This is a genomic window from Paenibacillus apis, from assembly GCF_018333295.1.
GTDB lineage: Bacteria > Bacillota > Bacilli > Paenibacillales > Paenibacillaceae > Fontibacillus > Fontibacillus antibioticophila.
In genome coordinates, this window is sequence record NZ_BORS01000013.1 from 39,688 (window position 1) to 61,789 (window position 22,102).

At 45.0% G+C, this 22,102-nt stretch carries 23 protein-coding genes and 1 pseudogene; 22 read left to right on the top strand and 2 right to left on the bottom strand.

The window, feature by feature from the left end; genetic code table 11:
• Positions 1–249: 249 nt before the first annotated feature.
• The 9 genes from KI362_RS18135 to KI362_RS18175 all read left to right on the top strand — a co-directional run bounded on the left by KI362_RS18135 (position 250) and on the right by KI362_RS18175 (position 10,947).
• The gene (locus tag KI362_RS18135; protein WP_044482019.1) at positions 250–465 is read left to right on the top strand and encodes a helix-turn-helix domain-containing protein; all 216 of its coding nucleotides are present in this window, start codon (positions 250–252) and stop codon (positions 463–465) included.
• A gap of 225 nt (positions 466–690) precedes the next feature.
• The gene (locus KI362_RS18140) at positions 691–2,682 is read left to right on the top strand and encodes a methyl-accepting chemotaxis protein (protein ID WP_306432848.1); all 1,992 of its coding nucleotides are present in this window, start codon (positions 691–693) and stop codon (positions 2,680–2,682) included.
• A gap of 303 nt (positions 2,683–2,985) precedes the next feature.
• A complete protein-coding gene (locus KI362_RS18145) occupies positions 2,986–4,383 on the top strand; it encodes a PTS transporter subunit EIIC (RefSeq protein ID WP_301629230.1) in 1,398 nt (465 codons plus the stop codon).
• 125 nt (positions 4,384–4,508) lie between these two features.
• A complete protein-coding gene (locus KI362_RS18150) occupies positions 4,509–5,543 on the top strand; it encodes a LacI family DNA-binding transcriptional regulator (RefSeq protein WP_212940611.1) in 1,035 nt (344 codons plus the stop codon).
• A gap of 13 nt (positions 5,544–5,556) precedes the next feature.
• Positions 5,557–7,008: a 6-phospho-beta-glucosidase gene (locus tag KI362_RS18155; protein ID WP_212940609.1), complete on the top strand. Its 1,452-nt coding sequence runs from the start codon at positions 5,557–5,559 to the stop codon at positions 7,006–7,008.
• A gap of 5 nt (positions 7,009–7,013) precedes the next feature.
• Positions 7,014–8,894, top strand: coding sequence for an oxidoreductase (locus KI362_RS18160; protein WP_301629235.1), 1,881 nt, complete (start codon positions 7,014–7,016; stop codon positions 8,892–8,894).
• A 24-nt stretch (positions 8,895–8,918) separates the two neighbouring features.
• Entirely contained in the window at positions 8,919–9,410 is a 492-nt protein-coding gene (locus tag KI362_RS18165; protein ID WP_301629237.1) for a PTS sugar transporter subunit IIA, read from the top strand.
• 210 nt (positions 9,411–9,620) lie between these two features.
• Positions 9,621–10,070: a MarR family winged helix-turn-helix transcriptional regulator gene (locus KI362_RS18170; RefSeq protein ID WP_301629238.1), complete on the top strand. Its 450-nt coding sequence runs from the start codon at positions 9,621–9,623 to the stop codon at positions 10,068–10,070.
• Positions 10,071–10,101: 31 nt separating this feature from the next.
• Entirely contained in the window at positions 10,102–10,947 is an 846-nt protein-coding gene (locus KI362_RS18175) for a DUF6544 family protein (protein WP_306432849.1), read from the top strand.
• A 352-nt stretch (positions 10,948–11,299) separates the two neighbouring features.
• Here KI362_RS18175 and KI362_RS18180 read toward each other — a convergent pair whose 3' ends face one another.
• Entirely contained in the window at positions 11,300–11,776 is a 477-nt protein-coding gene (locus KI362_RS18180) for an SAM-dependent methyltransferase (protein WP_301629242.1), read from the bottom strand.
• 232 nt (positions 11,777–12,008) lie between these two features.
• On the opposite strand from KI362_RS18180, the gene KI362_RS18185 reads away from it, so the two are divergent.
• From KI362_RS18185 to KI362_RS18195, 3 genes are all read left to right on the top strand, one after another.
• Positions 12,009–12,977, top strand: a complete 969-nt coding sequence (locus tag KI362_RS18185) for a helix-turn-helix transcriptional regulator (protein ID WP_301629244.1) — start codon at positions 12,009–12,011, stop codon at positions 12,975–12,977.
• A gap of 144 nt (positions 12,978–13,121) precedes the next feature.
• A complete protein-coding gene (locus KI362_RS18190) occupies positions 13,122–13,946 on the top strand; it encodes a CPBP family intramembrane glutamic endopeptidase (protein WP_301629245.1) in 825 nt (274 codons plus the stop codon).
• Between the two features lie 24 nt (positions 13,947–13,970).
• Positions 13,971–14,279 carry a MerR family transcriptional regulator gene (locus KI362_RS18195; protein WP_301629247.1) on the top strand — a complete coding sequence of 103 codons (309 nt, stop codon included), beginning with the start codon at positions 13,971–13,973 and terminating at the stop codon, positions 14,277–14,279.
• Here KI362_RS18195 and KI362_RS18200 read toward each other — a convergent pair.
• Complete coding sequence (locus tag KI362_RS18200) at positions 14,219–15,244, bottom strand: helix-turn-helix transcriptional regulator (RefSeq protein WP_301629250.1); 1,026 nt, start codon at positions 15,242–15,244, stop codon at positions 14,219–14,221. The genes KI362_RS18195 and KI362_RS18200 overlap by 61 nt on opposite strands.
• 170 nt (positions 15,245–15,414) lie before the next feature.
• On the opposite strand from KI362_RS18200, the gene KI362_RS18205 reads away from it, so the two are divergent.
• The 10 genes and pseudogenes from KI362_RS18205 to KI362_RS18250 all read left to right on the top strand — a co-directional run bounded on the left by KI362_RS18205 (position 15,415) and on the right by KI362_RS18250 (position 22,090).
• The gene (locus tag KI362_RS18205) at positions 15,415–16,374 is read left to right on the top strand and encodes a phosphotransferase family protein (RefSeq protein WP_301629401.1); all 960 of its coding nucleotides are present in this window, start codon (positions 15,415–15,417) and stop codon (positions 16,372–16,374) included.
• Positions 16,375–16,415: 41 nt separating this feature from the next.
• On the top strand, positions 16,416–17,267 hold the full coding sequence (locus KI362_RS18210) for a DUF2268 domain-containing putative Zn-dependent protease (protein ID WP_301629252.1): 852 nt from the start codon (positions 16,416–16,418) through the stop codon (positions 17,265–17,267).
• A gap of 29 nt (positions 17,268–17,296) precedes the next feature.
• Entirely contained in the window at positions 17,297–17,983 is a 687-nt protein-coding gene (locus tag KI362_RS18215) for a hypothetical protein (protein ID WP_301629254.1), read from the top strand.
• Positions 17,984–18,027: 44 nt separating this feature from the next.
• Positions 18,028–18,420: a VOC family protein gene (locus KI362_RS18220; RefSeq protein WP_301629255.1), complete on the top strand. Its 393-nt coding sequence runs from the start codon at positions 18,028–18,030 to the stop codon at positions 18,418–18,420.
• A gap of 127 nt (positions 18,421–18,547) precedes the next feature.
• A complete protein-coding gene (locus tag KI362_RS18225; protein ID WP_301629257.1) occupies positions 18,548–19,021 on the top strand; it encodes a hypothetical protein in 474 nt (157 codons plus the stop codon).
• A 75-nt stretch (positions 19,022–19,096) separates the two neighbouring features.
• Entirely contained in the window at positions 19,097–19,873 is a 777-nt protein-coding gene (locus KI362_RS18230) for a CPBP family intramembrane glutamic endopeptidase (RefSeq protein WP_301629259.1), read from the top strand.
• A 95-nt stretch (positions 19,874–19,968) separates the two neighbouring features.
• Positions 19,969–20,361 (top strand): annotated as a pseudogene (locus KI362_RS18235) (DUF3788 domain-containing protein); the annotation flags it as partial.
• A gap of 235 nt (positions 20,362–20,596) precedes the next feature.
• The gene (locus KI362_RS18240; RefSeq protein ID WP_301629260.1) at positions 20,597–20,728 is read left to right on the top strand and encodes a GyrI-like domain-containing protein; all 132 of its coding nucleotides are present in this window, start codon (positions 20,597–20,599) and stop codon (positions 20,726–20,728) included.
• A gap of 19 nt (positions 20,729–20,747) precedes the next feature.
• Positions 20,748–21,167: a VOC family protein gene (locus KI362_RS18245; protein ID WP_301629262.1), complete on the top strand. Its 420-nt coding sequence runs from the start codon at positions 20,748–20,750 to the stop codon at positions 21,165–21,167.
• Positions 21,168–21,247: 80 nt separating this feature from the next.
• Complete coding sequence (locus KI362_RS18250; protein ID WP_301629264.1) at positions 21,248–22,090, top strand: nucleotidyltransferase domain-containing protein; 843 nt, start codon at positions 21,248–21,250, stop codon at positions 22,088–22,090.
• The last annotated feature ends 12 nt before the right edge of the window (positions 22,091–22,102 follow it).

Consider the following 22,102-nt stretch of genomic DNA (forward strand, 5'->3'; position numbering starts at 1 on the left):
ATAAACAAAGATCAACTTATTAATCATTTATGCATTATAACAGACATCACAGTTCGCTTACAGCGTAACTGCTATTAGTGTTGCCCATCTTTGAGTGTCTTGAAGAGCCTGATCGATTATGCCGATGGCGAATTTTGATGCATTTTGCTGACAGAAGTCATTTTTCCTCGGAAAGGAGACGTCCATACAAGCGTGTTCAGTGAGTGCGTGCCTGAGTACGGGAAGTTGTGGAAGAGGGTGTACATAATCTTGAAAAAAAGGAAACTTACTCCGCTTGGAGTAATCATCAGAAAAAGATTGCTGGATCAAGGGAAAACACAGGTGCAGTTGGCAGAAGAGGTAGGTACGACTAAAGTGTATTTAAATTATATTCTGCATGGAGAGAGGACAGGGAGCAAGTATCTTCCCCGTATCTTTGCAGCGCTGGATCTCGATCCTGAACAGATTGAACAGCACACGGCCTAAAATGAAAATTGAAAAGTACTTACAATCGAGTTACAGAATATTTTCGATAAGATGTAAAGAAATCGTCGTAATTTGTCGAAGAAATAGTTAGAATATGCCTTGCGCATTTTTTGATCTCGGTGTGCGTACATCGACTGGACTTAAAAGAACATCTTTCATCAAGAATAAAGTGACTGTATTTTCACCGGCAAATTATTAACCCCCTGAGGGAGAGGAGAATGAATTTTGTTAGAAAGTTTAAAGCGTGTGTTGGAAGTTCGTACACTGCGGAATCGGATGCTCCTGATTTTTGCAGTTATGCTGATAGTTCCTTGCGTACTTATCACTTATTTCAGCTTTACCAGCGCAAGCGGACAGCTTCACGCAAAGATGGAGGAGAGTACCAAGTCTAATGTGGAATTGGTGAATGGATTGGTGACTAATATGGTGGAGGCGGAGATACGCAATGTAGAGGAGTTGGCAGACCAGATTGAATCTGCGCAAATTGATACCCGTTCACCAGAAGTGCAAAAATTGATTGCTTTGCACATCGAGAAGCATCCAGAATTGGAAACATTGACTTTAGGAAATAATAACGGAGCGTGGATGAAGGCTCCTAGCTCGGATGAGACCGATTACGATCCGAGAGAGCGGGATTGGTACAAGACCGCGATGGAAAGCCCAGAAGAGACAGTCATCATTGATCCGTTCGTTTCGGCTTCGACCGGGAATTTTAATTTGTATATCAGCCGTGCGCTGAAAGATGGCTCGGGAGCACTCACCGTTTCTCTGGATTTGGCGAAGCTGAATGAATCCGTAAAAAGCATCAAGCTGGGTCAGCAGGGCTATATTTATATCATTGACCGGAATAGCAAGTTTGTATCCCATCCGAGCCGTGCTGTTGGTGAAGAGGCAATGGGTGACTCGCTTATTCGAGTTCAGAACGAAGAATCGGGCTTCCAAGAGTATGTGAATCCAACGAATGGCGATCAGCAGAGCAGCTTTTTTACTACTAACGCGCTGACGGGCTTTAAAGTCATCGGCGTCCTGAACGTCCAAGAATTTAGCGACGCCTCCATGCCGATTTTATGGACAGCCCTGATCGTTCTGGGCGTCGCTTTGACAATCGCTGGAGTATTGCTATTCTTCGTGATTCGGAGCATTACGCGTCCGATCGAGCAATTGAATCGTTCCGCTCAACGTGTAAGTGAAGGCTATTTGAATGTTGAGGATGTAGCGGTAAATCGAAAAGATGAGATCGGCCAGTTGGCCGCGAACTATAACGGTATGCTGTTTTCATTGCGTACGATGGTTAAGGAAATGTCCGAAACAGCCGGCCAGTTAGCTGCGTCAAGCGAAGAGCTGACCGCCGGAACGGCGCAAAACTCCAAAGCGGTCGAATACGTCGTAGAGCTCGTTCAGGAGGCGGCCGACAACGCAGAGAGTCAAGCGGCCGTTTCGGCCGAGAGCGCTCGAACGATGGAAGACATGTCGAAGGGCATTCATAGAATTGCCGAGGCTTCGGGCACAATTGTCGAGTCGTCGTCACAGACGGTGGCGGATGTACAGCAAGGCAGCGAGAAAGTGACCGAGGTTAGTGCACAGATGGAAGAAATTCGCCGTTCGACGCAAACCTCGGCTGAACTGATGCGACAGATGAACGAACTAAGTAATGAGGTAGCCAACATGAGCAGCGCCATCTCTGATATTGCTGTGCAAACTAATCTGTTATCGCTTAATGCGGCGATTGAGGCGGCCCGAGCCGGAGAAGAGGGGCGTGGCTTTGCGGTTGTTGCCGGCGAGGTCCGGAAGCTGGCAGAGCAATCACGGTCAACGGCAGAAATGATTCAGCAGCGCATCGGTCAAATGACCGAACTGACAGGCAGGGCCTACGAAGTGATGGACCAGGAAGTGAACGTGAACGTAGAGCGGGGAATCTCCGTCACCGATGCCGCACAAATCGCTTTCCGGGATATCGAGCGTTCCACGCAGAAAATTTCCGAGCAAATCCATGAGGTGTCCGCAATTACCGAACAAATGTCGGCTAGTGCGGATGAAGTCGCCCGATCGGTTGAGCATATCGCTACTACTTCGTCCAAGAGCCTTGAAAGCTTTCAAGGGGTTACCGCGGCGACGGAGGAGCAACTCGCATCCATGGAGGAAATCTCTTCAGCTTCTGAGGGATTGTCGCGTATGGCGACGGATGTCCACACTCAAATCGACCGCTTTAAATTGTAAGTCAAAAGCGTTGTCTGCTCCTATGCAGGCAACGCTTTTTAACTCTGAATAGTCTATCCGCTTCTTGCAGACGAAGCAAAGAAATATTCTCGTTGATAAGATGATCATCACGCTCATTTTTTTTGAAAACGGTTTATTGACAAGTCGAATTTTGTCACTTATACTAGGCACATACCTGCAGGGATTTATTTTTTTGAGCATTACTGAAACGTTTCAGTTTGTTCGAAATATTTTTTTGGACTTCTACTGTAACGTTTCAGTAAAGGGATTTTAGTACATGATAAAGTTACTGGGGTGACGCAAATGAGTAACAAAGAGACGGCAACAAGCATCATTAAATTCGTGGGAGGGAGCCAAAATATTTCTAGCCTGGTTCATTGCGCGACAAGACTGCGCTTTGAACTGCATGATAGCTCCAAGGCGGACCGCGAGGCACTTAAAACTCTGCCTAAGGTGCTTGGAGTGATGGATGCGCAAGGGCAAACGATGGTCATCATCGGCCCTACAGTAAATGAGATGCACGCTGAAATTATGCAGCAATTGGAGAGTGGCACAGTGGTGGAAGGAGCCGCGGCGGCGAGCTCGGCAAGCCCTGCTACTGATGCCAATGGTAGCAAGAAGTCCTGGTTCGATAAGCTGCTTGCAACGATTTCTGCGATTTTTACGCCGTATATTCCTATTTTGGCGACATCGGGGATTATTAAAGGGCTTATTGATATTTTGGCTCAATCGGGTATTCTTCCGGCTACCAGCAACACCTATTTGATATTGGCTGGCGCAGGGAATGCTTTGATCTATTTCTTCCCGATTTTACTTGCCTTCACAGCGTCTCAGAAGTTTGGGGCCAACCCCTACATTGGCGCAGCCATTGGTGCGGCACTGATGGAGCCGAACATCACAGGCATCACAACGACGGGGAACGTAATCGATTTCCTGGGCATTCAGTTTACGGCGATGAACTTTTCCAGTACGGTTATTCCGATTATTTTGGCTATCTGGGCCTACTCCCATCTGGATAAGCTGCTGAGAAGATTTCTGCCCAAGATGCTGCAATTCATCTTTGTGCCGCTTTTGTCCATGCTGATTATGGTTCCCTTGACCTTGATGGTATTTGGCCCTGTCGGCGGATTGCTGGCGAATCTGGTAGCTGATGGGTACGAGTTCTTCCTGAACTCCAACGTTATTATTTTTAACGCCATATTTGGCGCTCTGTTCATTTACGTCATCATGCTGGGGATTCACTGGGTTGTGCTGCCTCTACAACTGTCTTATCTGGCTGAACACGGCATGGAATACAGCCTGGCTTCAGGCGGATTGGGGAACTACGCGTTGCTTGGAGTATGCCTCGCTGTCATGGTGATCTCCAAGAGCAAGGAAGAGAAAACGATTGCCAGCTCCTCCGCCTTCGTCAACTTCTTGTCGGGTGTGACTGAACCGGGGTTGTACGGGGTTGTCATGAAGAACAAGAAATATTTCATCTCGCTCACACTGGGCGGTTTAGTTGGCGGTATCGTCTGCGGTGTGACCAAGTCCTATATTACGAACTTTGCGTTCACCGGTCTGTTCGGCCTGCCAGCCTTCCTGTCTTCGCCAACGGCAACGACTTATTTCATCGCGGTGGGCGCAACCTTGGCCGTCTCATTCTTTGCTACGATTCTATTAAGCAAGCAGAACATTCAATTCAAGAAGCAGAAGTCGTAGGCTCCCATTTGCTCACCGCGCTTTTAGCCAAGCAGAAGCCATAGAGCAACCGAAACTGCAAATCCCTTGAGCGTACTCTATAATATAAAGAAAAACGGAACAATAGGCGTGAGGTGTGAGACAAGATGGCAACGATTAAGGATATTGCAAAATTGCTCGATATTTCAGTTTCGGCGGTCTCCATGGCTTTGAACGACAGTCCGGAAATTGGCGAGAAGACCAAGATCAAAGTAAGAGAAGCTGCCAAGCAACTTAACTATATTAAGAACGGCTCGGCGATTGATTTGCAGCGGCAGAAGACCAATATCGTGCTGCTGATTACGGATAACCCGACCCGTTCCTATTTTACCGACTCCTTGCAGGTCATCCAGCAGGAGTTGATTGCGAAGCATATCGACTTGGTCATTATTACGGCCAATGACAAGCATAAAGGAACGGCTGAGCGGTTTATTTCCGAGAATCGGGCGGACGCGGTAATCTGTATGTCCAAATTTATCTCTGAGGAATTTATTAATCTTTATGCTAATAAGAATATGCCGGTGTTTGTGCTGGGCCGGGCAGCCAAGCTGATTACAAATGAACATGTGATCAACGTCCCCCTTGATTATAAGCGTGTCGGGGAGGATATCACCGAGTATCTCATTGCTAAGGGACATCGCAAGATTGCTTTCGTGAGGGGAAGCAGGACATCCATTGGCTCGAATTATCGGTATAAAGGGTACTTGAGAACGTTGAAGAAATATCAATTCGAGCTGGATAAGGAGCTTGTATTTGAAGCGCGCGGCAGCGATTATGACCACGGCTACGGTATTACGGAGAGCATGGTGGAACACATTGCATCCGGGCGGGTTGACGGAATATTTTACGCTACGGATGATCTGGCTGTAGGAGGCTTGCAGAAGCTGCTGGAGAGAGGGATCTCTGTGCCTGATGATGTATCCATCGTAGGCTACAACAACTATCCGATCTCCAGAATGGTCACCCCGCCGATTACGACGGTGGACCTGCATCAGCAGCAAATTATGCGTAGAGTGGCCAAATCCTTAATCGCTATGATGGAGGGGAATAAAGCCAAGGCCGAACTGGTCCAGAAGCTGCAGCAGAGCGCTATTTTCCATTCGGAAATTATAGAAAGAAGCTCGGTGAAAAGTAGAGAGTAAGGAGAGGAACCGTATGTCAACTGAGAAGTTGCCTGATGATTTCTTATGGGGAGGGGCCATATCGGCTAACCAATCCGAAGGAGCATGGAATGAAGGAGGCAAAGGGATTAGCACCGCAGATATCGCTACTGCCGGTAAGCACGGGCAGAAGAGAGTATATACGGACGGCATCCTGCAAGACGTGTATTACCCAAATCACGAAGCGATTGATTTTTATCATCGTTATCCGGAGGATATTGCCTTGTTTGCCGAAATGGGCTTCAAGTGCTTCCGGACCAGCATTCATTGGACGAGAATCTTCCCGCAAGGGGATGAGATGGAGCCGAACGAGGAAGGACTGGCCTTCTATGACCGCTTGTTTGATGAATGCTTGAAATATGGTATTGAGCCGGTCGTTACGATTTCTCATTATGAAACCCCGCTTTATTTGGTCGAGAAATATGGCTCCTGGACAGACCGCAACATGATCGATTTTTATGTTCGCTTGTGCGAGGTGCTGTTCCGGAGATATCGTACGAAGGTGAAATACTGGATGACCTTTAACGAGATTAATGTAATTACCTTAAATCCCGTCATTGCTGCGGGGATTCGCATCGAGCAGGCGGAGCACCCCGAGCAGTTGATGTATCAAGCGGCACATTATCAGATGGTTGCCAGCGCAAGGGCTGTCCAGTTGGGCCGCGAGATTAATCCTGACTTCAAGATCGGCATGATGATGCTGTATCCGTTATCCTATGCGGAGACTTGCTCCCCGGAAGACAACCTGGAAAACATGCATAACATGGACCTCCATTATTATTTTTCCGATATCCAAGTCCGGGGGTACTACTCCCCGAAAGCAATTAAATTTCTGGAACGGCGTCAGATCTCGCTGGATATTACACCACAGGACAAACAAGACTTATTGCAAGGGACCGTTGATTATATAGGCATCAGCTATTATATGTCCCTGGTTACCAGTGCCAACCCCGAGCGGAAAATTCGGGTTAAGGGCAACATGCTGGACGGTATTGCCAATCCGTATCTGGAGAAGAGTGCTTGGGATTGGCAGATCGATGGCTTGGGGCTGCGAATCGCTTTGAATTATTTGTATGATCGTTATCAGTTGCCGATTTTTGTTGTTGAGAACGGCCTGGGGGCAGTCGATGAGAAGCGCGAAGGCGAAATGGTCCAAGATGATTATCGAATCGATTATTTGAGCAAGCATATTGCTCACATGATAGACGCGGTTGTGTTGGATGGAGTAGATGTCATGGGCTACACCGTCTGGGGTTGTATCGATTTGGTCAGCGCCTCGACCGGAGAAATGAAGAAGCGCTACGGCCTGATTTACGTGGATCGTGACGATCAAGGCAAGGGCACGCTGAACCGGGAGCGGAAGAAATCATTTTACTGGTATAAAAAAGTGATTGCATCAAACGGCGCGATGTTGGATGAACCTCAAGAAGAGCAGACAGGGGAGTGATAAGGATGAAATTTCCAAATCTATTCAAGCCGATCCGCATAAAAAATACAGTATTCAATAACCGGATTATCGCCACGCCTGCAGGACCTTATCATGATAAAGCGATTGGCGGAGCCGGGGTCATTATTACGGGCAGTGTTAACGTCAGCCGTAAGAGAGCAAGCTATTCCCGGCCGGACGAACCCTATGCCTTCGATAAATATCAAATTGAAGCAACGAGAAATCGCGTAATTGTCGCCCATCAGGCGGGAGCAAAGGCCTCGCTGGAACTGATTCATTCGGGTCAATATGCCCGTGTAGACGATTATGCCATTGGTCCTGTTGATCTTGTTCGGGCAGACGGCACCATCGTCAAAGCGATGGACGAGCAAATGATGGACGAGGTCGCGAACGACTGGGCTGAGACTGCCAAGCGGGCCAAGGAGACTGGGTTTGATCTGGTTATGCTGCATTTTGCCCATGGCTGGCTCCCTGCCGAATTCCTGTCACCGCTGTTTAATAAGCGGACGGACGAATACGGAGGTTCCTTTGAGAACCGGATTAAATTCCCGAAAATGATTATTGATCGGGTGCGCGAAGCAGTTGGTCATGATTTTATCGTGGACATGAGAATCAGCGCCTCCGAAATCGTGGACGGCTCCATTGAGTTCGAAGACGTGCTGGAGTTTATCAAAATCGTTGAAGACAAGCTGGATATGGTGCATATTTCGGCGGGGCTGGATATCAACTATGAGGGCAATGTGCATATGGCTCCAACGATCTTTAAGGAGCACATGCCTAACGTTGAGTGGGCTGCCGAGGTCAAGCGCAACGTTAAGATTCCCGTATCTGTGGTGGGTGCGATCATGAGTCCGGCGGAAGCCGAATCGATTATTGCGGAAGGCAAGGCGGACTTTGTTGCCCTGGGGCGCCCATTGATTGCCGACCCCTTCTGGCCGCAGAAGGCTAAGGAAGGCCGGGATGAAGATATCGTCCCTTGCCTGCGCTGCCAATACTGCTACCATATTTCCACGGAGCGCAAAAATGTCGGCTGCTCGGTCAACCCGCGTTATACCCGCTATGATATGGTTCCTTTAGAGTTGCCAAAGGCGAAGCAAAGTAAAAAGGTTGTTATCGTTGGGGGCGGCCCGGCGGGGATGAAGGCTGCTTTGGTTGCTGATGAGCGGGGCCATGAAGTTACTTTGCTGGAGAAGCACGAATCACTCGGTGGGGCCTTGCGTTACTCGGCATATGAAGAGCTAAAGATTGATTTGTACAATTATATGAATTATTTAATTACCCAGATCGGCAAATCAGGAGTTACGGTGAAGCTGGGCGTAGAAGCAACGCCTGAGCAGATTAAGCAGTTGTCCCCGGATGCCATTATTGTGGCTACGGGTGCGGTTCCGTTTACACCTCCGATCAAAGGCGTGGAGCAAAGCCATGTGATGGGGGCGTTGGACGTCTACACCCGTATGGATGAAGTCGGGAATGAGGTCGTGCTGGTTGGCGGCGGATCCACGGGCTGCGAGTTAGGCATCGAGCTGGCGCGGCACGGGAAGCAGGTTACTATCATGGAAGCGGGAGATCTGCTGGCCAAGAACGGGAACATCCTCTATCGTGTTGGATTACGGCAGGCGATGGACAAGCAAGAAACGCTGCGCACCAAGTTAAATGTGAAAATTGTAGAGATTAGCGCAGATGGGGTTATTTATGAGGAAGCTGGCGAGCGGAAGCAAATTTCGGCGGATACCGTGATTCTCTCCACGGGGATGAGAACCACTCCAGCGCTCATCGATTCGTTCTATGGCATCGTTCCGGACACCTTTGTCATCGGCGACGCTAACAAGCCAAGAAATGTGATGGATGCCACCCGAGAAGGTTACTTCATCGCTAAAAATCTGTAGAAATCAGTGTAGGGGGGAGCAGCTGTGTTTGGTTGGAAGAAGAAACAAGCCGTTCCGGTAGTGGTCGAAATTCCGTCTCCAGTACCCGGAACGTTGGTAGACTTGGAGCAAGTGCCTGATGAAGCTTTTGCCGCTAAAATGATGGGGGAAGGCATCGCCATTCAGCCCGCGGAGGGCAAAGTCATCGCTCCGTTTGATGGCAAGGTTGTTCACTTGATGGAGAAAAGCAAGCATGCGATTATGCTGGAGCACGCTTCTGGCGCGCAAATCCTGATCCATGTCGGAATGAATACCGTATCTCTGAAGGGTGAGGGGTTTACGGCACATGTCAAAACGGGGGATGTTATAACCCGGGGACAACTGCTGCTGGAGTTCGACATCGCCCTGATTGAGCAAGCGGGTTATCCTGTGATTACGCCTGTAATTGTACCGAATGGTCAGGAGTGTGTGAAGCAGGTAGAGGTAGCTGCAAGTCAGGGCGATCCTGCCCAAGCTGTTATAATCATTCAATGCTGAGAAATCTGAATTTGAATATTTACTGAATGTGATAAACATAAACGGCTGCTTTCCGAAGTTACTTCGGCGAGCAGTCGTTTTGTTCGACTTGAAGCAATCGCTTCTTCACAGACAGATTCATGACAAACAGAAAACTTATCTCCTTGACAGGAGAAATATCCTCATGCTAGATATATAATATATTACCTATTGATTCGGGAGAGGCAGGGGATGACTGTGGATGAGCATAAAGGGAATATTTTCGCCTCGCTATTCATTATCGCAAATCGACTGCAGGTACTGGGGGATCGGCTGGATCCCGAAGTAACGGTGAAGCAGTGGTTGTTGATTGCCATTATGTACAAAAGTCAGCCGCACATACTCTCTGTGAAAGAAATTGCCGGCGTACTCGGCGTTTCTCATCAGAACGTCATGCAAATGGTCCGGAGTCTTGATAAGAAGGGCTTTGTTCAAATTTCCATCGATAACTCCGATCGCCGTATCAAACGAATCAGCCTTACTGCGAAATGTCAGGAGCATTTTGCGGGGAGAGAAGATCGGGAGTTGGCCTTTTTACACGATTTGTTCGAGTGCTTCACGGATGATGATCTCCGGCACTTCACAGCCCTTATTGATCAATTAGTATCGAACATCGTAAAGTTGGAAGCGCGTATGAATTAATTTCACTGATGGATCATAGAGGAGGCGGCGCATGCATTGGCTTCAGAACTTAGTCGTAGTCGTTATTATCACGATTGGATCAGGATTACTCATAGCTTTGATTGTTAAAAATTTCACTTTTCGGCGAAGCGCAAAAAAGGAAACAGCTCTCCTCCTGCAAGCATGCTCCCATGAGCCCGTTATCCAAATCAATGAAGAAAGGTTGCAGCAGTTGCCCCCGCCGGTGTTGAGGTGGTTGCGCCTTACTCATTCATTGGACATGGAGAAGCCGATTCGATCGGTGATGATTAGGCAGGAAGGAATGCTGCGCACGAAGCCAGAGGGAAGGTGGATGCCGTTCAGCGCAAAGCAGTACTCCTTGCTTGACTGGCCTTCTTTCATCTGGAGGGCGAGAATTCGGGCGACTCCGGGGGTTGCGATTTATGGCAGAGACTTGTACCTGAATGGTCAAGCCGATATGCTCATCAAGCTTATGGGCGTGTTTAAGGTGGGGCATGCACATGGCCGCGAGATTAATCAGGGATCGCTTGTACGATATCTGGCTGAAATGGTCTGGTATCCGACAGAGGCTTTGTCGCCGTATATTACTTGGGAAGCGATTGATGACGATATGGCGCGAGCCAACATCTCCTATGGAGACATCAACGCGTCAGGCACCTTTTATTTTCAAAAAACGGGTGAGCCCGTTCGTTTTGTGGCGCAACGATTTAAAGAAGATCGAGGGACCTGCACTTTGGAGGAGTGGGAGGTTCGTATGGGAACCTACAAAAGGTTTCAGGATATGCTCATTCCTTCGCAGGGCGAGGTTAGCTGGAACCTGCGAACGGGGCCGTTTCATTGGTTTCGATTCGAAGTGAAGGAAGCGCAGTTCGATTAGGTCCCCAAATGATTCGGCGATGGGGGCAGACAGCAATACTCTGCTTCGAATCGTTGTGCCTTGGAACTATATCCAGGAATTTATTTTGCTATTGAGGGTGTTCCAAAACTTACACCATCTTGTTAATATAAACAAGCGATATATAAGTTGAACTATATAAACTACGAAGAAGGGCATAAGAGTGAAGTGTGCTGAGAAGCGTAAGTGTTCGCCTTTGTGAGTGGATCTCTACCTTATAATATCTTAGTTCAATTCGAGAAATCCGCGAACAACAGCGATCGTAAGCACACTTCACACGTTGCCCTCAAAACGTAAAATTCAAGAGTTCAACTTATATAGCTCTCAATATTACTTAAACGTTGAAGACCGTGCCCCAATCATAGTCTCCGGATGCTTCAATACTCTTGGGCCAGTTAGCACACCAGTCCGGTACAATAGGATGCTCTACTCGGTCCAAACTTGGCGTATAGGGCTTGATATCAATTACCGGAGTCCCGTCTTCGGCATCCATATAAGCTAGACCTATAATTCCGTTATCAAAATCCAGATAAGTAATGCAGGCACAAGTAAGAGCGATTGGATTTGGACGTTCCGGAGAACGTGTTGCAAAAGTGCCCAATTTATCCGGAGAATTCTTGTAAGGGCCGTTCTCTACAAGCTTTGAACGAGACTCCTCAGTGTCGTTTTGATGAAACCACCAAAGGACGTTAATATAACTGAACCCATCCAGGTTAGTTAGAGCCGGAATGAACTCTCTTTCCAACTCAATGCGCATTCCGTGCTCATCCGAACGTATTCTGCCGATTGGCCTTACCATGAAATTTCCCATAAATGAATCTCCTATTCGATTTATTTACGGCGCCGTTACATTCAGTATAGCGATGCATTTTTATACTACAAGCATTTAAATTGCTGTAACAAATATGTCAACTGAGATTTATATTGGGCGAGTTACGAAAGAAAGAAACTATATCCTCGCTTTTCAGCAAGTAAAATCAAACAATGAAATTTCCATCACTCTATAATGGCTGTAGAGTCGTTGAAACGAGGTGAACAGACGAATGTACGAGTGGCACAAGCAAATCCAAATCATCGTTGATGAAATTGACGAGTGTATTCAACATCGTAACGGTGAAGCGATATCGCTCCGGTTTCTATCCCGCAAGTTAGGCTATTCCGAATTTCATATGACGAGAAAATTTAAGGAAATATCGGGTATGCAATTTAGGGATTATCTGCGGAACAGAAAACTGGCCTTTGCACTAAAGGAGGTTCGGGATAGGGACAAAAGCCTGTTGGATATTGCGTTTGAATATGGTTTTTCATCACATGAAGCTTTTACCCGAGCTTTTAAGGGAACCTTTGGTGTAACTCCAAGTGAATACCGAAAACAGCCTATGCCTGTTGCCCTTCGTACAAAAATCACCCCTTTCGACCGCTACTTTTTCGGATTGGGAGAGATTGGTATGATCAAATCGACAGACGGGGTTAACGTTTATTTTGTAACCATTCCCGCGCACAAATTTTTGCATATCAAAAATGATGAGAGTAATGGGTATTGGGATTTTTGGCAAAAGCAAAGTCTTATTCCCGGTCAGGACTGCGAAACCATAAGCGGCTTGCTCGATAGTATCAAGGGCAAATTGGATGACGATGGCGGGAGCGAAACGAACAGCGGCAGCGGTCAGATTATGGCGTACATCATTGACCCGGGCGGCAGACTTTGCGGTTGGGGGATTCCACGTACAGAGTGCTATGGTGTGCGACTTCCTTTGGATTATCAAGGCGAAATCCCCCCACAAATGCTTTTGACTGATATTCCCGAATCCGATTATCTTGTCTTTGAACATGGGCCGTTTGATTATGAGCAGGAAAATCGCAGTGTGGAGGAGAAGCTGGAACAAGCGATGGCAACTTTTGATTTTGCAGGCACCGGTTACTGTCTGGATGCTTCCCCCGGCAGAATCATTTACATGTATCATGATCCGGAGCGGTTTTTTAAGTATATCAGACCGGTGCGGAAGTCATAATCGTTAGAAGCACCTGACCAATGCGGCAGGTGCTTTACTACATATGATTAAGTCCTGACACCTTCCTCAACCAAGTGATAAAAGTCAAAGCGTCCATACGCTAAAATTAATATATAGTTCAATAAAAGGTGGGATGAAGAAATCATGACGGACAAAAAGATCGCAGTACAATTTACTATGCTGACATTTTTCATAGCGTACCTTGTGTCAGGTGCTTTGATTGCTCTTGGGCCATTCGGATATACGGTACATAATTGGGTTCACACATTCCAGCAATTCATGATGAATATTCCTTTTGCAATCTATATTTTGTCGCCTGCTATTGCTTCGTATATCGTTCTGAGGAAAAACAAACAAGTAGCGGATTTTATGGAATGGTTGAAAACGGTTTTCTACGTTAAAAACAACCTGTTTCCCTATTTATTCGTTATTATGGGCCTTGTTTTATACTTCCTAATACATATTGTGGTTTCAGGCCGTACGGAAATGGCGCTTCCATTCTATACGCTTTTTCTTTCACTGCCAGGTAATCTTATAATCGGCGGCTTGGAGGAAGCTGGTTGGATGTACATATTGCAGCCTAAACTCAGCAAAAAATACGGCTTTGTTTTATCTTCTGTTATTACCGGGATTATTTGGACTGCATGGCACATCCCTCTTTTCTTCATTCCGGGGACGAATCACGGAGAGGGACTCATTAACTTTTGGATGTTTGCCGTTCAACTTATGGCGTTTCGGTTTTTTTACGGGGCAATCTACACAATATCAGGAAAAGGCCGTGTGTTTATGTGCGTATTATTCCACACCATGTTCAATGCGGCATCCCCCATCTTCGGTACGACGACTATGACTTGGGCGGGAACCATTGCCGCAAATGCTGCGATTGTTCTTGTTTCAATTGTAACCGTTGTGATGTACGACAAGAAGCACAGGAGAACCTTGACATTGACGTCGTGTCGCACTTTATGATCTGTGTAAGAAAGGAGATCAGGCGTGAGCAATTTAAAGACGATAACAGAGGTTACAAGATCATTTGGTATTTCTACCCGCATGTTGCGCTATTACGAACAACTGGGTCTGATTCAAAGTCAACGAGTACAAGGATACTCATACCGGGTATACGATGCAGAAGCTTGTACGCGCATAAACCAAATCCTTATTCAGAATATTCATGCTATCAATATCGAAATCGATTCATTATCCACCATTCGTTCCATTTTAAACAAATTCGTGGGCAAATATTATCGATTCTTTCGAAATTCGCTTGGAGTCATATTATATTTTTCGCGGATCATTTTATAGATGATAACGGCGTTCTTATACCCTACCCGATCAGCAATTTGTTCAATGGATAGATTCGTATATCGGATTAATGTCTCGACTTCTTCCATTCGTATCTCTCTTACTATTTTCTGAAAGCTTTCTCCAAATTCCTCGGAAATTAATCGGCTAAGGTAACACTTATTATATGAAAATTCATTAGCCAATTGGTCCAGAGTAATGGTTTGCATATTTTCTCTTACATAATTCAGCAGTTGATCATGTTGTAATCGTTTCGTTTTTATATCAAAATGCACACTGTTTAGAATGGAATTACTTCTGCTAAGTTCAATAAATAACAGCTTCAAATAGCAGCACATGGCATCTTCAAAATAATTTGGCTTTTGATAGTATTCAGTAACCAATCTTTCAACAAAAGTCCTGATTAACGGATTTGACGCCGTACGAAAATGCAAATAGTGATAGGATAAACTCCTTTTCATCACTGACTTGGTTAAAAAATCAAGAATGGAGTCCTGAAACTCCTGGCGTTCGCCAAATTCAAACCCTAAGTACCTAGGGGGAATAATCATCTTGATGATGATGTCTTCTGGATTTGGCTGATACAATGCGTGCAGCACATTCTGGTTAAGAATAAATAATTCTCCTTCATTCAGAATCATGAGCTGATCTTGTGATTCAATATATTGATAACAAAGACCTTTATATACGTAGACCATTTCGATAAAGTCGTGCCGATGAAAATAAGGCGTCGTTGAAAAATGATGCTTCTTAGCGCTGATTGTATCTTGCGTCCGGATCAACATATCAGGTGTAGCATGATCTTGGTTCAACGAAGGAAATACATATTGTTGACCCTCAATAAGCTTTCTCATATTGTCATTTAATTGATACTCATCTTCCATTAATTCATCGAGTGAACGGTCAATCCGCTTTTTTTCTTCCTGATCTGACAGTTGAAGCACTTTATTAAAGGAATGATTCAAGTCGATTGCCCCTCTCAAACGTTATAAATCAAACTCTAAGTATGAAAAAGTAAACTGAAGATAGGTAAGATCTAAAGTGGGTAAATATGTTTTTCTATGCTTTGAAATTATACTGGAGCTAGGCCAGGTGAAAATGGAATAGATAACAACATGGACAAAGGGTGGGAGAAATGGCGTATTTAACTAAAAACATCCAAAGTGAATCGACACTCACAAAATTGATTCAGCAGGCTTTCCCTGAGAGAAAACTCGAAAATTTTCGTGAACTGACGGAAGGATATTTTAATATCGCCTACGAGGTTTCTTTCGATGATGGGACAGCAAGTATTCTCAAGATAGCGCCTCACCCTAAAGTCACGGTCATGACCTACGAACAGAATATCATGGAGTCCGAAGTGCGTTCAATGCGATTAGTTGCACAGAAGACCCATGTCCCCGTACCGAGGGTCGAATTTTATGATCCTTCATGTCAATGGTGTAGTGCGCCCTATTTTTTCATGGAAAAGTTAAAAGGAGAAAGCTTGTCTACCCGGAAATCAAGATTGACCCCACAGGAGGTAAACGATGTTTATTCTCTGGTGGGTTCGCTGACTAAAGAAATTAACCAAATTACAAACGCTTACTTCGGTTATCCTGGCCTAAAGAAATTTCAAGGCGAAAACTGGTATGAAGTGTTTTGTGAAATGTTGAAAGCCGTCATGATGGATGCAGAAAAGGAAAGCATTGATCTTAAAATCTCATCGCGCGAGCTGCTGGATTTACTGGATAAAGATAAAAACCTATTTCTTGAGGTTGTAACGCCTCGTTTAGTTCATTGGGATATATGGGATGGCAATATTTTTATTGAGGATGGGAGGCTTACGGGGATCATTGATTGGGAGCGATGCCTGTGGGGCGATCCGCTGATGGAGGTTGGATTCAGATCCTATGCTCAATCGCCTGACTTTTTGAGAGGCTACGGAATTGGGCAGCTGACAGAGGAGGAGAACCGAAGAATTCTTTGGTACGATCTTTATTTGTTAATGATCGTTGCGCAAGAACATGTGTATCGGAAGTATGAAACGGCGGACTCATATGACTGGGCGACAACCTTATTAGGTAAGAAATATATCGAGTTGAACCCTAAATGATAAAAGCCATGAGGTATAGCCTATATATAAAGGAGAGAGACATGAATATAGAAATTATACCTGTATACAAATACCTCGATGCTTACATCACAGACGTTGAAAACAGGGTAGATACGGTGGAGGCACTGTGGAGCAAATATGCAATCGACCCTTATTGGGCAACGCTATGCCAATATGCGCCGCACGATTTATCTGACAGGAAACCAAAGCCAATTACAGATATTGCAACACTGAAAAAGCAGATTGATTTACTGAACCCTATCGATCTTGCCAAGCTGAAAGACGAATTTCAGAAGGTTGCGGATTTATTACCCAATTATGATGACGATCCTATATGTGTAGCTCTATATCCTTTGTCTGATGATAATTCTACTGTGAACAAATTTCAAAACGGCATCATAGGCAGCTCAACCTTTGGACATATGCTGATAAATATCAATCCATTGGCTGATAGCTTTCTTCAGTGGATACCGTATGTTTTTGCGCACGAGTATCATCACACCGTTTGGGGAAATTACTGGTATGCGATTTACGGAGGCCAGTTGGAAAACCAATTTGTTAATTCTTTGCTGATTGACGGAGAAGCTGACAGCTTTGCCTTGTCTGTCTATCCCCACTTAAAACCTAAATGGCTGTTTGACATGTCGTATGACTTGGAACAGTCTCTTTGGAAAAATCATTATTCAAAGATAGTGCTGGAACAAGACGTTGATTATGGCAAATATATGTTTGGCGATCATCATTCGGGCATACCGTGGTGTGCCGGGTATGCGATCGGATACAGAATGGTTCAACAGTTTTTAATAAAAAATCCTCAGATTACGTTCAAGAGGCTGCTTGAAATTCGTCCAATTAACATATTCCGTGAAAGCGAATATGGTGTTTTCTTATGATGAGCAATAAACCCAAGAAGGATTTATCGTTGGAACAGCGAAAAACAGACGTAGATTTATGGGCTATTGCCTTGATTTCTTTTGTGGTGCTTGGGATATACATGGTATTTCAAAATCAATTTATTGCGTTTGTAAAGGATAGCAGTATTAATATCCTTCTGCGTGTCCTTTGGAGTGCTGCCTTTCAATTTGGTCTGGCGGGATTAGGAATTGTCATGGTGTCCATGATCAGAAAGGAGAATCTGCTTACTTATGGTTTGAACAGAAAAGGGGCGGTAAGTTCTGTTATTTTGTGTTCCCTATGCTTTGTTCCTTATATGATTTTCATGCTATCGACGGGGCAAATAACAAGCTATTTACCCTTTCAATCTGTTTGGACGACCCGGGAGGTGTTATCAAGCGGTTTTCCGATAAATGTTATCGGGATGCTGATAACTGCTATTGCCTGGGGGTTCTTTGAAGGTTTCAATTACGTGGTGATCAGCGATAAAATCAACCGGCGATATCCCAGTAAGAATCGATGGCTTAATCGGGGAGCTATTGCTTGCGCTGTTCTCTGCATCCTTATTCATGGTGCAATCGGTGTAACTGCTGAAGGTATTATTGAAATGTTGACGATATTTTTCATTGTTTATGGCATGCTGATTGCAAAAAAATTCACCGGGAATGCCTGGGGCTGTGTGTTTATCTTTTTGTTTTTTTGGAATGCATTTTAGAGATAATGTTTGTGAAAAGTATAACATTATGGAGAGTGAATAAGATGAAGCTGGGAGCAACCTTATATATTAAAAATACGGTTGAAGCTGTAGCGTTTTACACAGAAGCCTTCGGATTGACCTTGGGTTATCATGAGAAGTTTCCGGATGGTACATTTATGCATGCGGCATTACTTAGAGACGGACAAGAAATATTTGCTGTCAGTGAATCACATAATGACGCCTTTGTTGATGTGATGCTCGCGTCCTCCTTAAAAGCGTCACGCCCCACCATGAGCTACGGGATCAATTTTGATAGTGAAGATGAAGTGAAAAGGGTATATGAGATGTTGAAGAAGGATGGAACGGTGCTGCTACCATTGGGTCCCCTTCCATGGAGCTCTTGTTGCGCTGATGTAGTCGACAAATACGGTGTATACTGGTATATCGCAGTATAGGAATTCGTAATAAAGACATAGGTATTGAAACAGATCGAAGTCAGAACCCAAGGGGGACGGCAGAATGGGGCTGAGCAATTTATGTATTCGCGAATGCGATTAAAACGAGAAAGCGGTGAAAGGAAACATGGTACATTTAGTCTATTGCGATCATACAGGCAAAAAGGGAGAGCGGGTTTTAGATCGAATTTTAGCGGGAACCAAAACGATGGTTGTGAGAGGAGCTGCCGGGCGCAAAATACCGCATAGCCGGGTGTTTGAGGGCGAGGCTCTTTATTTTATGGAGAAGGGTTCGGCGTTAATTTCTGCCTCCGCCATCGTTAAATCCGTTCAAAACTATGTGAAGCTGACAGAAGACGAAATTGTAAAAACGCTGAACGATAATCAGGGCAAACTGAACTTATCCGAAAAGCAAAAGGAGCGTTGGCATAAGAAGTGTTTATGTCTCGTTGAATTTGAAGAGGTGCAGAACATAGAGCCGCCGCTTGCCTTTGACCATCAAGGGAACATGGACGATTGGCTTATGATCGATAGAATTGAGGATGTCGTGGTCGGGACGAGTATACCGTTTAATTATGAAAAGTCGAAGTTTGGAAAGTAAGTGGGTGAGGAGCGTGAAAACAGCAATACTGGGGTTAGCGGAGGTTGAAGCGCAAACTGGCCAAGGAGATGAGAAATGGTACTTGATAAACGCAGATTAGTTGGTTTTGTAATTTGTACTTTTCTTTTTACATATTCAGCATGGGGCCTAATCATTGCAGCAGACCGCTTCGGTTTATTCGGCTTCAATACTCCTGTCGGTACACTTCTATATATTTGCGGAACATGGGCGCCTACCCTTTTTTCATACATCATCCTGAAGCAAAACAAGACTATCCATACTATGAAGGATTTCATAAAGCTTACGTTTTCCTTAAAGGCAAAGCCGAAACTGTATGTGTTGGCTTTAATTTTTCTGGTGGCGCTATATATTCCAGCTATGATTGGGAACGGGACAAATCGTGATATAGGCTGGTTTGTCTGGCTCCCCATTTTTCCCCTCATGATTTTGGATGGCGGAATGGAGGAGGTTGGGTGGAGGTATTTGGTACAGCCTACTCTAGAGAAGCGGTTTTCATTTTTTTCGGCAACTATCGTTACAGCTTGCATCTGGTGGACCTGGCATTTACCCATGTTTTTTATTCCGGGCTCCGGTCAAAGTGAGATGTCTTTTTTGCTGTTTGCCTTATTTATTTTCGGCCAATCCTTTGCTTTGGCTGCTATATTTCAAGCGAGCAAAAGCGTCTGGCTCTGTATCATGTATCATGCGCTTGTCAATACATTGTCGATGTATTGGCCAGTAGGCGACCATTTGCCGGCAACGCTGGCATCTTCGGTGGCTGCAATAGTATTGTCTCTATCTGTTGTTCATTTAAAGCAAGCCAAGAGGCACTGGAATGGAGATGAACGGTGATGGAATGGAGTTGCACATACGGTGCGAATAATAAGCCAAACCAGCAGCAAGTTGCGGATTTTGTCCGAAGCAGTTTGTAGAGAACGCTAAATCATCATCTTTATCAGATCTACAGGATTGAGCCAACATACAATTACAGTAATTGCTCGATGCAACCCGGTTGGAATGTCAGATACAGAAAAAATGGCAAAACCTTATGTACGCTTTATCCCATGGAAGGTTACTTTATTGTTCTTGTAGTCATTGGAAGAAAAGAAATGTCCAACGCTGAGCTTCTTATTCCTTTTTTGTCGGAATATGTTCAGAAAGTTTTTAGGGAAACCAGAGTTGGCCAGGGCGCAAAGTGGCTTATGCTAGATGTGCAAAATTTGAATACGGTTGTAGATATTATGAAGCTGCTTGCACTACGGGTGAAGCCTCTAATAAATATAGAGAAGGAGAATGAATATGTCCAGAGCATCCCAAATCACCTAAAAGCGAAGACCTGAAAGGAATATGTTGTCTATTCGCAAAACCATTCATTTCATGAGAGAATATTCTGACTTCATGGCAAATGCGAGTAAAGATATTCTTACGCTCATTGAAGAACAGAAGACTGTGCCCAGTAGCGGCCCCATTGTGTGTTTTCATAACGTTGAGCTTGAAACGCTTGATTGGAAGTAAGCTATGAGATTGCCCTTCTGTTGAGCCGAGAGGGGATGTAACATCGCACATCGCTCACTGATGAAATGGATACCTGAACATGGTTTTGTGGCAAAAAGCGGCATTTATTATCATTATTTGAACGATGAAGAACAGCCTCAAAACGAGTATTTGACTGAAATGTATATCCCGGTTGAGATAATTGTTTGCTGAGTTAAGGAGGGTACCCGAGTTGTTGAAAATTACACCCAATCTTCATTTTAAGGGTCAATGTAAACAGGCAATTCAACTATACAAGGAAGCATTCAATGCTCAAGTCAAAGTGATCCTGTGTGAATCTGATGCGAATCCAAGTGACTGGACGGTTCAAAGTGGTGATGAGGATTTAGTCTACCATTGTGAAATGTACATCGGTAGCCAGCGGCTTATGCTCAATGATTCGTCAGATGAGGATGCTCATTCGCTTAAACATACGATGTCCGTAGTCGTTACTTTTAACTCGGCGACCGAGGTTGAATGCGCGTTCTCAAAATTGTCGGATGGTTGCACCCTCATTCATCCTATGCAAAGTACTTCATACAGCAGTTGCTTCGTATCCCTCATTGACAAGTTCGGCATGCGATGGGAACTGATGACCGAACAGGCGAAATGATAGTTGTGAAAAGGATAACATTGTGGAGAGTGAGTAAGATGAAGCTGGGAGATTGACTGAGCAAATGGAGAGGATATGCGATGTTAAACGAACTTCAATCTGTACATAACGCATTCATAACAGCCATGAAAGCTGAACAAGGTGTGCTGGGAGCATGGTATTTTGGCTCTGCCGCTCATGGGACAACGGACGATCATTCCGATATCGACATTGTTTTTCTCGTGAAAGAAGGCGCTTATACGGCGGTGGATGAAAAACTCACCGTTATGCTTGAAGACGTGTGTGATGAAGTCATTCTTTGTTGGCCGGAGGATTTTAACAGCCAGGCCATCAAAAACTATGGCTATATTTTGCGACAGAAGGAGCATTTGTTTCAGTATGATGTGTTCCTATTAAACAAAGGAAAGATAGACGACTATATGTGCCGGATTCATTACACCGAGTTGCAAGCAAAGGATATCGTCTTTGATCGGGATGGCAGTGTGCAAGCGTTGGCGGATTTGGGAGTCAAAGGGCATTTGTGGAAAGATGACATTCGGAGGCTGATTACGACTTACTGGTTTCATGTGCAGATGTCTGCCAAGTATTTTGCGCGCCAAGACTTTTTTAAGTTAAACGGGGTCATGCGCATATTGATGGATACGCATAGCTCTTTGCTGTTGACGGCATATGATCAAATCACCTGGGGCGGCTCGGCCAGCAAGCTGCATTATATAGATGAAACTAAACAAAAGCATTTGATGAAATATGGCTGTACAGAAGATTTGGTGATGGTCAGAGATAACCTCCTGCAAGCCATGGAATGGTTTGAGGACGATGTCAGAGAAATCACAGAGCCGGATGAAAGCATACTCAGCCCAAGAGCCATTGAACTTATCAAGCAGGACTGGACCATAAAAACCGGATCGATTGTTAATTTGTAATGGAGAGGGAAA